The 15,786-nt window shown below is 40.5% G+C and carries 16 protein-coding genes; 15 read left to right on the forward strand and 1 reads right to left on the reverse strand.

Translation table 11 applies throughout. The features are described 5' to 3' along the window. The first annotated feature begins 70 nt into the window (after window positions 1-70). The 8 genes from hrcA (at window position 71) to deoC (ending at window position 9,164) form a co-directional block, all read left to right on the forward strand. Window positions 71-1,099: a heat-inducible transcriptional repressor HrcA gene (gene hrcA, locus ACQKMR_RS04285; protein ID WP_427696172.1), complete on the forward strand. Its 1,029-nt coding sequence runs from the start codon at window positions 71-73 to the stop codon at window positions 1,097-1,099. Window positions 1,100-1,198: 99 nt separating this feature from the next. Continuing rightward, a complete protein-coding gene (gene grpE, locus ACQKMR_RS04290) occupies window positions 1,199-1,795 on the forward strand; it encodes a nucleotide exchange factor GrpE (protein WP_427696173.1) in 597 nt (198 codons plus the stop codon). 38 nt (window positions 1,796-1,833) lie between these two features. Continuing rightward, the gene (gene dnaK / locus ACQKMR_RS04295; RefSeq protein ID WP_427696174.1) at window positions 1,834-3,669 is read left to right on the forward strand and encodes a molecular chaperone DnaK; all 1,836 of its coding nucleotides are present in this window, start codon (window positions 1,834-1,836) and stop codon (window positions 3,667-3,669) included. A gap of 324 nt (window positions 3,670-3,993) precedes the next feature. Next, window positions 3,994-5,115 carry a molecular chaperone DnaJ gene (gene dnaJ / locus ACQKMR_RS04300; RefSeq protein ID WP_427696175.1) on the forward strand — a complete coding sequence of 374 codons (1,122 nt, stop codon included), beginning with the start codon at window positions 3,994-3,996 and terminating at the stop codon, window positions 5,113-5,115. A 36-nt stretch (window positions 5,116-5,151) separates the two neighbouring features. Next, window positions 5,152-6,093 (forward strand): 50S ribosomal protein L11 methyltransferase, encoded by a 942-nt coding sequence (gene prmA / locus ACQKMR_RS04305; protein WP_427696176.1) that lies wholly within the window; start codon window positions 5,152-5,154, stop codon window positions 6,091-6,093. 144 nt (window positions 6,094-6,237) lie between these two features. Continuing rightward, complete coding sequence (locus ACQKMR_RS04310; RefSeq protein ID WP_427696177.1) at window positions 6,238-6,990, forward strand: 16S rRNA (uracil(1498)-N(3))-methyltransferase; 753 nt, start codon at window positions 6,238-6,240, stop codon at window positions 6,988-6,990. A gap of 6 nt (window positions 6,991-6,996) precedes the next feature. After that, a complete protein-coding gene (gene mtaB, locus ACQKMR_RS04315; protein ID WP_427696178.1) occupies window positions 6,997-8,334 on the forward strand; it encodes a tRNA (N(6)-L-threonylcarbamoyladenosine(37)-C(2))-methylthiotransferase MtaB in 1,338 nt (445 codons plus the stop codon). A 158-nt stretch (window positions 8,335-8,492) separates the two neighbouring features. Then, the gene (deoC, locus tag ACQKMR_RS04320; RefSeq protein WP_379155634.1) at window positions 8,493-9,164 is read left to right on the forward strand and encodes a deoxyribose-phosphate aldolase; all 672 of its coding nucleotides are present in this window, start codon (window positions 8,493-8,495) and stop codon (window positions 9,162-9,164) included. A gap of 29 nt (window positions 9,165-9,193) precedes the next feature. On the opposite strand, the gene ACQKMR_RS04325 is transcribed toward deoC, so the two are convergent. Continuing rightward, window positions 9,194-10,126, reverse strand: coding sequence for a Na/Pi symporter (locus ACQKMR_RS04325; RefSeq protein WP_427696179.1), 933 nt, complete (start codon window positions 10,124-10,126; stop codon window positions 9,194-9,196). Window positions 10,127-10,361: 235 nt separating this feature from the next. Here ACQKMR_RS04325 and rpsU point away from each other — a divergent pair, with 235 nt between their 5' ends. From rpsU to yqfD, 7 genes are all read left to right on the forward strand, one after another. Beyond that, complete coding sequence (rpsU, locus tag ACQKMR_RS04330) at window positions 10,362-10,535, forward strand: 30S ribosomal protein S21 (protein ID WP_028391853.1); 174 nt, start codon at window positions 10,362-10,364, stop codon at window positions 10,533-10,535. 14 nt (window positions 10,536-10,549) lie between these two features. Then, window positions 10,550-10,993 carry a GatB/YqeY domain-containing protein gene (locus ACQKMR_RS04335; RefSeq protein WP_427696180.1) on the forward strand — a complete coding sequence of 148 codons (444 nt, stop codon included), beginning with the start codon at window positions 10,550-10,552 and terminating at the stop codon, window positions 10,991-10,993. Window positions 10,994-11,302: 309 nt separating this feature from the next. Then, complete coding sequence (locus tag ACQKMR_RS04340) at window positions 11,303-12,622, forward strand: NfeD family protein (RefSeq protein ID WP_427696348.1); 1,320 nt, start codon at window positions 11,303-11,305, stop codon at window positions 12,620-12,622. A gap of 43 nt (window positions 12,623-12,665) precedes the next feature. Continuing rightward, entirely contained in the window at window positions 12,666-13,649 is a 984-nt protein-coding gene (gene floA, locus ACQKMR_RS04345) for a flotillin-like protein FloA (RefSeq protein ID WP_427614051.1), read from the forward strand. Window positions 13,650-13,671: 22 nt separating this feature from the next. Further along, a complete protein-coding gene (locus ACQKMR_RS04350) occupies window positions 13,672-14,172 on the forward strand; it encodes a hypothetical protein (protein ID WP_427696181.1) in 501 nt (166 codons plus the stop codon). A 124-nt stretch (window positions 14,173-14,296) separates the two neighbouring features. Next, entirely contained in the window at window positions 14,297-14,581 is a 285-nt protein-coding gene (yqfC, locus tag ACQKMR_RS04355) for a sporulation protein YqfC (protein ID WP_053347001.1), read from the forward strand. A 15-nt stretch (window positions 14,582-14,596) separates the two neighbouring features. Further along, window positions 14,597-15,784 carry a sporulation protein YqfD gene (yqfD, locus tag ACQKMR_RS04360; RefSeq protein ID WP_427696182.1) on the forward strand — a complete coding sequence of 396 codons (1,188 nt, stop codon included), beginning with the start codon at window positions 14,597-14,599 and terminating at the stop codon, window positions 15,782-15,784. The last annotated feature ends 2 nt before the right edge of the window (window positions 15,785-15,786 follow it).

Below are 15,786 nucleotides of genomic sequence, written 5' to 3' on the forward strand. Positions count from 1 at the left end.
AAGCTGCATTTGATAATTTATTAGTATATTAGCACTCAAAGAGACAGAGTGCTAACAGAGGTGATCCTACATGCTAACTGATCGTCAATTATTGATTCTGCAAGTGATAATCGAGGATTTTATCCATTCTGCCCAGCCAGTTGGGTCGCGAAGCTTGTCGAAGAAAGATGAAATTACGTTCAGCTCTGCCACAATCCGTAACGAAATGTCTGATCTTGAAGAATTGGGTTTTTTAGAAAAAACTCATACATCTTCTGGTAGAATACCTTCTGAAAAAGGGTATAGATATTATGTGGATCATTTACTTTCTCCTCAAGCTCCTAAAAAGAATGAAATGAAATTGTTAAAATCCGTTTTTGTAGAGCGGATCTATGAACTAGAAAAGATTGTTCAAAAGTCAGCAAAAATTCTTTCTGAACTGACGAATTATACGGCAATAGTACTAGGTCCAAAAGTCAATGAGCATAAGTTAAAAAAAATTCAGATCGTTCCATTGAGTTCGGATGCTGCAATTGCCATAATTATTACTGATACAGGTCATGTGGAAAATCGAATGATTTCCTTGCCTCCTTCTTTTGATATAAATGAAATTGAAAAGATGGTGAACATTTTAAATGCCCGATTAGTCGATGTTCCGCTTGTTGATTTAAAAGATAAGATCTATAAGGAGGTGGCTGCTCTATTAAGCCGCCACATTCATAATTATGGATCGATTGTTTCAGTTCTAGCGGATACCTTGACGGATACAAAGCCTGAAAAAATATTTTTTGGCGGTAAAACGAATATACTAAGACAGCCGGAGTTCCATGACATTGCAAAAGTCAGCACACTTTTATCGATGATTGAGCAGGAACAAGGGTTTTATGATCTTATTACTCAAAATCCAGCAGGTATCCACGTCAAGATTGGCCGTGAAAATCAAAATACGGTACTTGATGACTGCAGCTTAATTACCGCAACTTACTCAATCGGACAGGAACAAGTGGGCACATTAGCGATACTAGGTCCAACGAGAATGGAATATTCGAGAGTAATCAGTCTGCTTTCGTTTTTCTCGAAAGATTTAACGACTCTGATGACTAAACTGTATCAAAAATAGGAGCAAAGGTAATATTGTTAAGGTGGTGGGGATGTAAATTCCCCAGCCTGACTTATTACTTAAGCATAAATTGTATAACCCTTTTAGGGAGGTGAGATTGTGACAGAAAATAAAAACGAAGAACAAACATTAGAGAATGAAACAATCGAGGAAAGCGCTGCAGAAGCGGTATTCGCTGAAGAAGAAATTCCAGCGGAACAAAATCAGGAGGAAACTCCGGTTGAAAAAGATGAACTTCAATTGGCTAATGAAAAGATTGCTGAGCTACAGGCTAAAATCGAAGAAATGGATAACCGTTATCTTCGTCTGCAGGCCGATTTTGATAATTCAAGACGCCGTGCCAAGCTTGATATGGAAGCGGCTCAAAAATATAGAGTTCAAAGTATTGCTGGTGATTTAGTCGAGGCTCTTGATAATTTTGAAAGAGCGACAAAAATCGAAGCGGATAATGAACAAACAAAATCCCTGCTTCAAGGGATGGAAATGGTCTACAAAGCGATTATTGATGCATTGACTAAAGAAGGCATCGAACCAATCAGTTCGGTTGGTGAAGAATTTGATCCACGTTTACATCAAGCGGTCATGCAAGTTCAAGATGAAAACTTTGGTTCTAACATCGTTGTCGAGGAGTTCCAAAAAGGATACATTCTTAAAGACCGAGTGCTTCGTCCTGCAATGGTAAAAGTAAACGAATAATAGAAATTACATATAAATAATTGGGAGGTAGTGAAACTATGAGCAAGATTATTGGTATTGACTTAGGTACAACAAACTCTTGTGTATCTGTACTTGAAGGCGGGGAACCAAAAGTTATCCCGAATCCAGAAGGAAACCGTACAACACCGTCCGTAGTGGCATTCAAAAATGGAGAAAGACAAGTAGGGGAAGTGGCAAAACGCCAAGCAATTACAAACCCGAACACGATCATTTCTATTAAACGTCATATGGGTACTAATCATAAAGAAGTAATTGAAGGTAAAGAATACTCACCGCAGGAAGTTTCTGCAATCATCCTTCAATACTTGAAATCATATGCTGAAGAGTATCTAGGCGAAAAAGTTACAAAAGCGGTTATCACTGTACCTGCTTACTTTAATGATGCTGAACGTCAAGCAACTAAAGATGCTGGTCAAATTGCTGGTCTTGAAGTAGAACGTATTATTAACGAACCGACAGCTGCAGCACTTGCATACGGTTTAGATAAAACGGATGAAGACCAAACAATTCTTGTATTCGACCTTGGTGGCGGTACATTTGACGTATCAGTCATGGAACTTGGGGATGGCGTATTTGAAGTAAAATCCACTGCTGGTGACAACCGTCTAGGTGGAGATGATTTCGACCAAGTCATCATTGATTACCTAGTAGAAGCATTCAAGAAAGAAAATGGAGTCGATCTTTCTAAAGACAAAATGGCAGTTCAACGTTTGAAAGATGCAGCTGAAAAAGCGAAAAAAGATCTTTCAGGTGTAACTTCTACACAAATTTCATTGCCATTCATCACAGCTGGAGATGCTGGCCCGCTTCACTTAGACGTAACAATGACTAGAGCTAAATTCGATGAACTTTCTTTAAGTCTTGTGGAACGTACAATGGGACCTACTCGTCAAGCTATGAAAGATGCAGGTCTTTCAGCATCTGAAATCGATAAAGTTATCCTTGTTGGTGGATCTACGCGTATTCCTGCGGTTGTTGAAGCAATCAAAAAAGAAATCGGTCAAGAGCCAAGCAAAGGTGTTAACCCTGATGAAGTAGTAGCTATGGGTGCTGCGATTCAAGGTGGCGTATTAACTGGAGATGTTAAAGACGTTGTTCTTTTAGACGTAACTCCACTTTCACTTGGAATTGAAACAATGGGCGGAGTATTCACGAAATTAATCGACCGTAATACAACGATTCCAACAAGTAAATCACAAGTATTCTCAACAGCGGCTGATAATCAAACAGCTGTAGATATCCATGTTCTTCAAGGTGAACGTCCGATGTCAGCAGACAACAAAACACTTGGTCGTTTCCAATTGAGTGACATTCCACCGGCACCGCGCGGAATTCCACAAGTCGAAGTAACTTTCGACATTGATAAAAATGGTATTGTAAACGTTCGTGCGAAAGACCTTGGCACAAACAAAGAACAAGCAATCACAATCAAATCATCTTCAGGACTTTCTGATGAAGAAATCGACCGCATGGTACGTGAAGCAGAAGAAAATGCTGATAGTGATAAACAACGTAAAGAAGAAGTTGAACTTCGTAACGAAGCAGATCAACTAGTCTTCCAAACGGAAAAAACGCTTAAAGATCTAGAAGGTAAAGTAGACGAAGCGGAAGTAACAAAAGCAAACGAAGCGAAGGATGAACTTAAAGCAGCAATCGAGAAAAATGAGCTTGAAGAAATCCGCGTGAAAAAAGATGCACTTAACGAAATCGTTCAAGCTTTGACAATGAAGCTTTATGAAGAAGCTGCAAAAGCTCAGCAAGCTGCCCAAGAGGGTGCTGGCGAAGCAGGTGCTCAAGACGATAATGTAGTTGATGCAGAATATACAGAAGTAAACGAAGAAGAGAAAAAATAAAAAAGTGACCCTGTTGGGACGCTGATATATAGGGCAGGAATTCTGCCTGTAATTGTAGAAAAGTCAAAGTCAGGTTATCTTGGCTTTGGCTTTTTTACAATGGATGAAATCAAAGTCCAGAAGTAATGGCAGCTGGTTTTCTTTTATTCTTATAATCGCTAGTGGGGAATCATAAGAATATGGAAAAAATAGGTGCAAATTTGAGGCAGATGTCTTCTTTTACGAAAAAGTGTTCAAGCCGTTTGTACTTTTCTAGTTGATTATTATCTTCGTTCAGTGATAATATTACCTTTATGTGAATCGAATCGGGAGTGGATTTTAGATATGAGTAAACGTGATTATTATGAGGTGTTAGGCCTTTCGAAGAGTGCTTCGAAGGATGAAATCAAAAAAGCGTATCGAAAGCTCTCCAAACAATATCATCCTGATATTAATAAAGCCGAAGATGCTGCGGATAAATTCAAGGAAATTAAGGAAGCTTACGAGGTATTAAGCGACGATCAGAAAAAGGCTCATTATGACCAATTTGGACATACAGATCCAAATCAGGGCTTCGGCGGCCAGGACTTTGGCGGTTTCGGTGGCTTTGAAGATATTTTCAGTAGTTTCTTTGGTGGTGGCGGCGGACGCAGAAGAGATCCTAATGCACCGCGTCAAGGGGCTGATTTACAGTATACGATGACGCTTTCTTTTGAAGAGGCTGCATTCGGAAAAGAAACTGAAATCGAAATTCCGCGTGAAGAGAATTGTGATACATGTAAAGGATCGGGTGCTAAGCCTGGCACAAAAGTGGAGAACTGTTCACATTGTCATGGAACAGGCCAATTAAATGTTGAACAAAACACGGCATTCGGACGGATTGTGAACCGGAGAGCATGTCACCATTGTCAAGGAACAGGGAAAATCATTCCTAATAAATGTTCAACATGTGGCGGCGACGGTAAAGTTCAAAAACGTAAAAAAATCCAAGTCAAAGTGCCAGCCGGAATCGATGATGGCCAACAGCTGCGTGTATCCGGTCAAGGAGAGCCTGGAATTAATGGCGGTCCAGCTGGAGACCTTTATGTAGTGTTCCATGTTCGGAGCCATGAATTCTTCGAAAGAGATGGCGATGATATTTATTGTGAAATGCCGGTTACTTTTGCTCAGGCAGCATTAGGAGATGAAATTGAAGTTCCGACATTGCATGGTAAAGTTAAGTTGAAGATTCCTGCAGGAACACAAACAAGCACGCGTTTCCGTTTAAAAGGAAAAGGGGTACCGAATGTAAGAGGATATGGCCAGGGAGATCAGCATGTGGTCGTATTAGTGGTTACACCTAAAAAATTAAGTGAAAAACAAAAGGAGCTTCTTCGTGAGTTCAACGAAATCAGCGGACAATCAGGTATAGATGAACAAGAAGATGGCTTTTTCTCAAAGGTAAAGCGTGCTTTTAAAGATAGGTGAATACAAGTAAAAGAAGAAATTGGGAGTTGGTAGATTATGAAGTGGTCTGAATTTGCAATCCAAACAACAAATGAAGCGGTTGAACCTGTTTCAAATATTCTTCATGAGGCAGGTGCAAGCGGTGTTGTCATTGAGGATCCTCTTGAATTAGTCAAAGAACGCGAAAATGTTTTTGGCGAAATCTACCACCTAAACCCAGCTGATTATCCGGATGAAGGTGTGTTGATTAAGGCATATTTGCCGGTTAACAGCTTCCTTGGCGAAACTGTTGATGCTATTAAGGAATCAATTAATAATCTCCTTCTTTTTGATATCGATCTTGGGAAGAATGTTGTTTCAATTAGTGAAGTGAATGAAGAAGAATGGGCAACAGCCTGGAAAAAATATTATAATCCGGTCAAGATTTCTGAACGTTTTACCATTGTTCCTACATGGGAAGATTACACTCCTGTAAGCAGTGATGAATTGATCATTGAACTTGATCCTGGTATGGCTTTTGGAACAGGTACCCACCCGACAACGGTTATGTGTATCCAAGCGCTTGAACGTACAGTTAAGCCGGGTGACTTAGTTGTTGATGTAGGAACGGGTTCCGGTGTTTTAAGTATTGCAGCGGCATTATTAGAGGCGAAACAAGTTCAGTCGCTTGATTTGGATGATGTAGCTGTACAGTCCGCTAAACAAAATGTAGAACTTAACAACGTTCAAGACAGAGTTTCTGTTTCTCAAGGTAACTTGTTGGACGGCGTAAACGAACAAGCAGATGTCGTTGTAGCTAATATTTTAGCTGAAGTCATTATGCGCTTTACAGATGATGTTGCAAAAGTGGTTAAACCTGGTGGATATTTTATAGCGTCTGGGATTATCCAGCCAAAGAAACAGGATGTGAAGGATGCAATTATAGCTTCCGGATTCACAGTTGAGGAAACCATTTTGATGGAAGATTGGGTAGCAATCATCGCGAAAAGAAATGATTAAATGAAAAGTTACTCTGATTATCGTATATTTGGATAGTCAGAGTACCTTTTTTTAGCTTGAGTTTTTGCATGGCGCGCAATCGGAAAATAAGCCTCTGACTGCTAGCCTGTGAGTTTTTTTAGACTAGACGAAGTAGGTGGCAGTGTGCAACGGTATTTTCTTAACGAGGAAGACTTTAATGGTAAAACAGTGACGATATCAGGCGATGATTTTCACCATATTTCCAGGGTAATGAGAATGGAACCAGGGGAGCAAATCATCACCGTAAAAGGCAACGGAATGACTGCGGTCACGGAAATTTCTGAAATTACAAATGATGCTGTTATAGGAACCGTTATTGAATGGAAGAATGAAGAAAAGGAACTTTCGGTAAGGGTTACGATAGCGAGCGGTCTGCCTAAAGGGGATAAGTTAGAATATATCGTTCAAAAGGGTACGGAATTAGGTGCCGTTGAATTTATCCCTTTTATTGCTGCTCGTTCGGTGGTAAAATGGGACCACAAAAAGGTTGGTAAGAAATTGGAACGACTCCAGAAGATTTCAAAGGAAGCGGCCGAACAGTCCCACCGCACAGTTATCCCTGCCATCAAGGAACCGATGACGGCAGATCAGCTAGCTGAATATGCTTCTGGTTTCGATCATAGATTAATTGCCTTCGAAGAAGAAGCGAAGCGTGGAGAAACGTCTGTACTTGCTTCCGTCTTGAAAGATATTACTGCCGGACAATCGATTTTATTCGTGTTTGGTCCTGAAGGGGGCTTGGCAGAGAAGGAAATTGAAAAATTGTCGGCTGCTGGATTTGTAGCTTGTGGTCTTGGACCAAGAATATTAAGAACTGAAACAGCACCTTTATATGCACTTTCCGCTGTTTCTTATCATGTAGAACTTTTGAGGTGATGAAAAATGGCAACGGTCGCTTTCCATACATTAGGTTGTAAAGTAAATCATTATGAAACAGAAGCTATTTGGCAATTATTTAAAACAGAAGGATATGATCGTGTTGAATTTGAAAATACATCAGATGTATACGTCATCAACACTTGCACGGTAACGAATACTGGCGATAAGAAGAGCCGTCAGGTTATCCGTCGTGCAATACGTAAAAATCCGAATGCTGTTATCGCGGTAACGGGTTGTTACGCACAGACATCTCCTGCAGAGATCATGGCTATTCCAGGTGTAGATATTGTTGTTGGAACCCAGGACAGGGTTAAATTGCTTGAATACATCGAGCAGTTCAAGGTAGAACGTGAACCAATTAATGCAGTTGGAAATATAATGAAAAATCGTGTCTATGAAGAATTGGATGTACCGGCATTTACCGACCGTACCCGTGCATCACTAAAGATTCAGGAAGGCTGCAATAATTTCTGTACTTTCTGTATCATCCCTTGGGCTCGTGGTTTAATGCGTTCTCGTGATCCAAAGGAAGTCATTCATCAAGCTGAGCAACTTGTCGAGGCAGGATATAAAGAGCTTGTCTTGACGGGCATTCATACCGGTGGTTACGGAGATGACTTGAAGGATTATAATTTGGCGATGCTGCTACGTGACTTGGAAAAAGTTGATGGACTAAAGCGAATCCGTATTTCTTCGATCGAAGCCAGTCAAATTACAGATGAAATCATTGAAGTACTGACGAATTCGAAAAAGGTGGTTCGTCATTTGCATATCCCTATCCAATCAGGTTCTGATACGGTTTTAAAACGCATGAGACGTAAATATACAATGGCTTTCTTCGGTGATCGAATTGAAAAGTTAAAAGTTGCACTGCCAGGCCTTGCTGTTACATCTGATGTAATCGTAGGCTTCCCGGGTGAAACAGAAGAAGAATTTATGGAGACATATAATTTTATAGAAAAATATAAATTCTCCGAACTTCATGTCTTCCCGTATTCAAAACGGACAGGGACTCCTGCGGCACGCATGGAAGACCAAGTGGATGAAGATGTGAAAAACGAACGTGTTCACCGTCTAATTGCCTTATCGGATCAGCTGGCAAAAGAATACGCTTCTCGATTTGAGGGAGAAGTGCTTGAAGTCATTCCTGAGACAAAGTTGGAAAATGGTCTTTATGAAGGCTACTCGGATAATTACATGAAAATAGTCTTCCCGGCTACCGAGGAAATGGTTGGTGACATTGTAAAAGTGAAAATTACAAAGTCTGGCTATCCACATAGTGAAGGACAGTTCGTGACGGTTGTTAAAGATTTTCCGTTGCAGCAAGTGGCTAATATCTAAGACAGCGATTTTTTCGCTGTCTTTTTTTATCCTTTGTTTAACGTGTTTTCTTAGTACATTAGGGTAAAGACTATATATATCGTCAAAGTGGAAGAACTATGGTATGATGAGAGGTACGTACAACTGGTTTTAAATTGTTTTTAAGGAGGATTATTAAAATGTCACAAAATGTAGCAGGTTTAATTGACCACACTTTATTAAAAGCAGATGCAACGAAAGAACAAATAAAGGTATTATGTGAAGAAGCGAGAGAGTATAATTTTGCTTCAGTATGCGTAAACCCGACTTGGGTGAAGTATGCAAGTGAGCTTTTAGAAGGCTCAGAAGTAAAAGTTTGTACGGTAATTGGTTTCCCTTTAGGTGCCACTACACCGGAAACTAAAGCTTTTGAAACAAAAGACGCCATAAGTAATGGCGCACACGAAGTCGATATGGTGATCAATATTGGCGCATTAAAGGACAAGGATAATGAATTGGTAGAGCGGGATATTCGAGCTGTGATAGCGGCATCAACAGGTAAGGCTCTGTCAAAAGTAATTATTGAAACCTCTTTATTGACTGAGGAAGAAAAAGTCCGTGCTTGCGAACTTGCTGTAAAAGCGGGAACGGATTTCGTTAAAACCTCAACTGGTTTTTCAACTGGCGGTGCAACTGTTGAAGATGTCGCGCTTATGAGAAAAACAGTAGGACCAGATATCGGCGTTAAAGCTTCAGGCGGAGTTCGTAACACGAGTGATGCTCAGAAAGTGATTGAAGCGGGTGCAACAAGAATTGGAGCGAGTGCAGGTGTCTCCATCTTAAAGGGCTTAACAGCTGACTCTGATTATTAATTTATAAGCCGCATTCTTAGGAATGCGGCTTATTTTTTTATATGGGGACGATGGATCAATAAAATAAAGTTGGAAAACTGGTGTGCGAATGGTAAAACGATCAAGGAAGTCACGATATTAAAAATGACACTAGCATGCGCGAGTTGTGTACCCTTATCATCGGTGAAAAAAGCAGCTGTTCGTTCCAGGACGTCCACAAAAGGGAGAAAAGCTGCAACTCCTATTACATTTAGCCAAATATGTGCATATGCTGTAAAAGCAGCTTGTCTACCAGAACCGATGCTGGCCATGTAGCCAGTGATACAAGTGCCTATATTAGAACCGAGCATCATGACAATGGCGGGAGCGACGGATAACTCCCCGCTCATTAAAAAGCTCATGGCTATCCCTATAGTCGCGGAGCTAGAGTGAATCATTGCTGTTAACAAGATACCGGCCAATAGAGCAATACTCATATGATCCTCTATGTTGCTGATTAGAGTCTGTACCGAAGGATAGACTGCAATAGGTGTCGATAACATTTTAAAGCCACTCATCGCTGCGAAGATAGCTGAGATACCGATCAGGGACATCCCTGCGCTTCTTAATAATACTTTTGGCATTAAACAAAGAATAGCACCACTGATGACACCAGGAATTATCCATCGGTCCAAAGAAATGGTCATGAACTCTGCAGTGAAGGTAGAGCCGATATTTGTTCCTAGAATAATACCGATTGTTTGTGGGAAGGTTAAACTCCCTGCAGAAACGAGGCCGACCGTCATGACCATGACCGCTGAGCTGCTCTGGAGAATTCCTGTAAAAATGGTACCGGCAAAGAAACCTTTCCAGGGTCTATCTGTTACCTTTGAGAGGAAAGTTTTTAATGCGGCGCCGGACATATTGAACAATCCGATACGTAAAACAGCCATACCTGCTAAAAATATCGCAATGAATAATAGAAATAAAAATAGCTCATACATGACTCTCACCCCTTAATCAGCTTATGGTCCAAAGGTGGTAGACATGCTATAAAAAGGATTTCTTTGCTCTAGGATGATTGTTTAGCGAGAAATTATGACATAAACATGATAATATTCGAAATAAGTTTGATTTTATTAGTTGACCTGTTAAAGATGATATATTATAATTGTTTAGTACATGTATAACATGTTGACAACTTGAGTTAGTGTGTTGTTTTCGGAGGGAGGGAAAGAGATGTCTAAAACCGTCGTTCGTAAAAACGAATCGCTTGAAGATGCTCTTCGTCGTTTCAAACGTACTGTATCTAAAGCAGGATCGCTTCAGGAAGCTAGGAAGCGTGAATTTTATGAAAAACCAAGCGTAAAACGTAAGAAAAAGTCTGAAGCTGCAAGAAAACGTAAATTCTAAGAGAGGGTGGAAAGATGAGTCTTCTCGAGCGTTTAAATAATGATATGAAACAAGCGATGAAGAACAAGGAAAAGGACAAACTATCTGTTATTCGGATGCTGAAAGCTTCTATTCAAAACGAAGCTCTAAAGCTGAGACAAGATTTAACAGATGATGAAGAATTGACAGTGCTCTCTCGCGAATTAAAACAACGCAAAGACTCCCTCCAGGAGTTTGAAAACGCAGGTCGTTCCGATCTCGTGGATAAAGTCCGCACCGAACTAGTATACGTAGAGGCATATATGCCTGAGCAACTTTCAGAAGAAGAGATTTCTAAAATTGTTAAACAAACAATTGAAGAAGTCAATGCAACGTCCAAAGCAGATATGGGGAGAGTTATGGGAGCTTTAATGCCTAAAGTTAAAGGTAAAGCAGATGGTTCTCTAGTAAACAAATTAGTACAACAACATCTATCTTAAACTCGAAACCTAACCGCAGGCAAATTGCCTGTGGTTTTTGTGTATTAAAGGATTAGATACCTGCATTTATGCGTATATTATTGGGACAAATAGCGAGATATTATGGATATTTTCAAATTTATTTGCTTTTTTTGAAACCTTTTTCATATACATACGTAATAACTAAGGAACAGAGTAAAGGGTTGCTTCATTTGCAGGGGCCTCTTATTCAATTTTTAGTTATCGGCTGAATTTAACTGGTAAGTAGTCTTCCGAAAATCGGAGGCCGCTTACAGTGTTTAATACGGGAAAGGAGGCGTTCCGTTGAAAATTTGGCGTTATATTTCTTTGCTCTTATTTGGATTGCTGTTTACCATGTCTTCACTGATGGTACCGGCTGTTTCTGCAAAGGAGAAAATCGTTTACCATGTTCCGATTGAAGAAACGGTGGAAAAGGGACTCTCGGCTTTTTTGGAGCGTGCGTTGACAACTGCAGAAGCAGCTGGTGCAGATCTTGTCGTTTTCGAGGTGAATACCCCAGGTGGTGCTGTTGATGCGGCAGGGAAAATTGCTAAGTTACTGTCAGATTCACCAATAAAGACAGTTGCCTACGTCAATAACAGAGCTTTATCTGCAGGTGCTTATATTTCTCTGAGTGCTGATGAGATCTATATGGTTCCGAGTGCTACAATGGGATCTGCAGCTGTAATTGATTCATCAGGAAACGCTGCAGGAAAGAAAGCTCAATCTTATTGGCTTGCTGCCATGAAGACTGCTGCTGAACAAAATGGACGTGATCCCATATTTGCCCAGGCTATGGCGGATGAAGACATCGACCTTCCTGAATATGGTGCAGAAACCGGAAAGTTGCTGACATTAACAGCTGAGCAGGCTAAAAAGGCAGGCTATAGTGAAGGTACCGTCTCTGGGAAAGAAGAGCTGTATAGTTTACTTGGGGTTGAGGACGCCGATATTCGATCAATCGAAGAAAGCTTTCCTGAGAAACTTGCCCGCTTTTTGACCAATCCAATTGTCATTCCTATTTTATTAACGATAGCAGGAATCGGGATTGTGATTGAATTGTTTTCACCTGGTTTTGGAATTCCTGGTGTTATTGGGATTTCCAGTCTTATGTTGTTCTTTTATGGCCATCTTGTCGCAGGTATCACCGGGTACGAATCGTTAGCATTGTTCATTATTGGAATCATTCTTGTTCTAGTAGAATTTTTTGTCCCAGGGGGAATTATCGGGCTTCTTGGATTTACCTCGATTGTGGGAAGTTTATTCCTCGCATCAGGTGATCCAGTTCATATGACGATTTCCTTGCTAATTGCGATTACCGTATCCATTTTGGCATTCATCCTACTTGTAAAGGTGTTTGGAAAACAGATGAAATTTTTCAGGAAAATGATATTAACCGATGCAACAAAAACGGAACAAGGGTATGTGAGCAATCCGAATCGAGTGGATTTATTAGGTGTTGAAGGGAAGGCCCTTACAGATTTAAGGCCTTCAGGAACAGCTTTGATTAATGATGAAAGAGTTGATGTCGTGACTGAAGGAAGTTTTGTTTCTAAAGGTTCGTCAATCATAATTGTTAAAGTTGAAGGATCTAGGGTTGTCGTCCGGGAAATTCCGGAATCAAATTAAAAGAACAGGAAGGATGAATAATTAAGTGATAACTTCAGGAACGATTTTTATAGTACTGGCAGTGATTGCTGCTATCATCGTATTGGCAGTATTTTTCACATTCGTACCAGTAATGTTATGGATTTCCGCTTTAGCGGCAGGAGTTAAAATCAGTATATTTACATTAGTGGGTATGAGGCTTCGTCGAGTTATACCGAGCAGAGTTGTCAATCCTCTTATCAAAGCCCATAAGGCTGGAATTAATGTTTCAACGAATCAATTGGAAAGCCATTACCTTGCAGGAGGTAATGTCGATCGCGTCGTGAATGCATTAATTGCTGCAGAACGTGCGAATATCGTTTTACCTTTTGAAAGAGGTGCGGCTATTGATCTTGCTGGTCGTGATGTACTGCAAGCCGTTCAAATGAGCGTTAATCCAAAAGTAATCGAAACTCCGTTCATCTCTGGTGTAGCGATGAATGGGATTGAAGTAAAAGCAAAGGCAAGAATTACAGTTCGTGCCAATATTGAACGTCTTGTCGGTGGTGCCGGTGAAGAGACGATCATTGCCCGTGTAGGGGAAGGGATCGTATCAACAATTGGTGCTTCGGAAATGCACACAGATGTACTGGAAAATCCTGATTTGATTTCAAGAACAGTATTATCAAAAGGGTTGGATTCAGGAACAGCATTTGAAATTCTCTCCATTGATATCGCTGAAGTGGATATCGGGAAAAACATCGGGGCTATCTTGCAAACTGACCAAGCCGAAGCGGATAAGAAAATTGCCCAGGCAAAAGCAGAAGAACGCCGTGCCATGGCTGTTGCGCTTGAACAGGAAATGGTTGCCCGCGTTCAAGAAATGCGAGCGAAGGTTGTCCAATCTGAAGCGGAAGTTCCATTGGCGATGGCAGATGCACTGAAAAGTGGAAACCTTGGAGTGATGGATTATATGAATATCCAAAATATCACGGCTGATACGGATATGCGTGATTCCATCAGTAAAATATCCGACAATCCAAAAGATAACAACAATAACAATAATTAGATCAGGGAAGGGAGGTCTTTAAATGGGAGATTTTATTGATTTCTTTCTCAAGAACCCATTCCTTATCATAGTCTTGATCGGTATGTTAACGTCCATGTTAGGAAGAAAAAAGCAGACGCAGCAAAATGATGATCCTAATAATCCTCCGAAAAAGAAATGGCAGGAGGTCATACGGGAGCTTCAAGGTGAAGTGTCGCAAGATAATCCGCAAGGACCTGCCCCGGCTCCGGATAGGAAAGTCGAACAGCAGGCAACTCAAGCTGTTCAAGTTATCGATGAGACGAAAACCGAAGCTAATAAAAGGATTGCTGAGCTTAGGCGACTGCAGCAGAAATACGATCAAGAGCGTTTGTATCAAAAAGCAAAGGCTGATCAAATTACATCAGCGATTACAGATAACAGCAGTTCAGTCTATCGGAAAGGTCCATCTTATGGCAAAAAGCAGCTGATTGATGGAATTATCATGTCAGAGGTGTTGGGCCCGCCAAGGGCAAAGCGCAGTCTGCAGAGGTCAAGAAGATAAACTGATAGGGATCTGTTTGCAGTATGTCTTTGATGCAATAAAAAAATAGACTTTTGTTCCTTTATAATTTTGTGCTAGAACCCTCTTTCATTTCATACATTGAGATGAAAGGGGGTTCTTTTTTATGGCTCGTAATTGGGGAAAAAAAATGAAACAGCTTATGACCAAAACAATGGACCTTCCGCAAGATGTCATGATGGACCTGCCGCGAATTACTATGATCGGGCAATTACATATTTATATTGAAAATCATCGTGGCTTATTAGCTTTTACTGACAGCGAAGTACGATTGATGCTGAAAAATGGTCAGCTGCTAATAAAGGGAACAGCCTTTGTCATTAAGACCATTTTGCCGGAAGAAATCATGCTCGAAGGCAAGATTGACAAGGTATATTTTATCAATGAATGATCCCGGGAGGTCTCCATGAAAAACCAATGGACAAACTATTATACAGGCTATGTTAAAGTGAAGGCTTATGGCAGAGGTGCGGAACGGTTGATTAACATGCTGACAAGGAGAGGGCTTCATATCTGGGATGTGAAGCGTGTTGGAAGTGAATCTTTAATTTTTCATATGGATGTTAGGGATATTCCAAAGCTCCGTCAGGTTATACGCAAAAGTGACTGCAAAGTAAAGTTCATGCAGGGAAAAGGCGTTCCGTTCCTATTGAAGAGAGTTATGAAAAATAGCGGGTTTTTGGCTGGGCTAATTGCCTTCCTGCTTTGCATTTTTGTACTTTCCAATATGGTTTGGGGCATTGAAGTGCAAGATGCAAAGCCGGCAACCGAGCATGCCATCAGAAAAGAGTTGGACAAGATGGGAGTGAAAATTGGCAAAGTGCAATTTTTTGTTGATGATGTGGATACAATCCAGCGTAAACTTTCTGATCGGATTGGCGCATTAACATGGGTGGGAGTGGAACTGAAGGGGACGACTTACCATTTTAGAGTTGTTGAAAAACGGCAGCCGAAAGAAATCGAGAAAACTTCACCACAGAATTTGGTAGCTTCGAAAAAAGCAATAATCACTGATTTGTTCGTGGAAAAAGGACAATCTATAGTAAATGTTAATGATTATGTCGGCAAAGGACAGCTTCTTGTTTCAGGTGTAATTGGAAAAGAAGACAAGCCGGAAATTGTATCAGCCCAGGGAGTAATAAAAGGGAAAACCTGGTATAAAGCGGAAGTGAAAGTTCCATTGGAAACTAAATTTTCTGTTTTAAACGGAAATGAAACGAGTAAGCACTTTTTAAAAATGAGTGGCTTTTCTTTGCCAATCTGGGGATTCAAAGATCCGGGATATGAGAAGCAGGTAAAAGAAACGACTGTGAGGCCTTTTCACTTTCTTCAATGGGAACTGCCTATTTCCTATAAAGTTATAACCTTAAGGAGCAAAGAGGATATTGTCAGAAGTTACACGAAGGAAGAAGCGATAAAGGAAGGTAAAAAAATGGCCCGAGCTGATTTGAAAAAGCTGCTCGATGAGGAAGATGAAATCGTGGGAGAAAAAATTTTGCACGAAAGCATAGAGAATGGTAAAGTTAAATTATCTATACATTACCAAGTTATTGAAGATATAGCGATTGGACAACCAATCATTCAAGGAGACTAACG

The organism is Peribacillus sp. NPDC096540 (assembly GCF_050278525.1).
Lineage (GTDB): Bacteria > Bacillota > Bacilli > Bacillales > DSM-1321 > Peribacillus.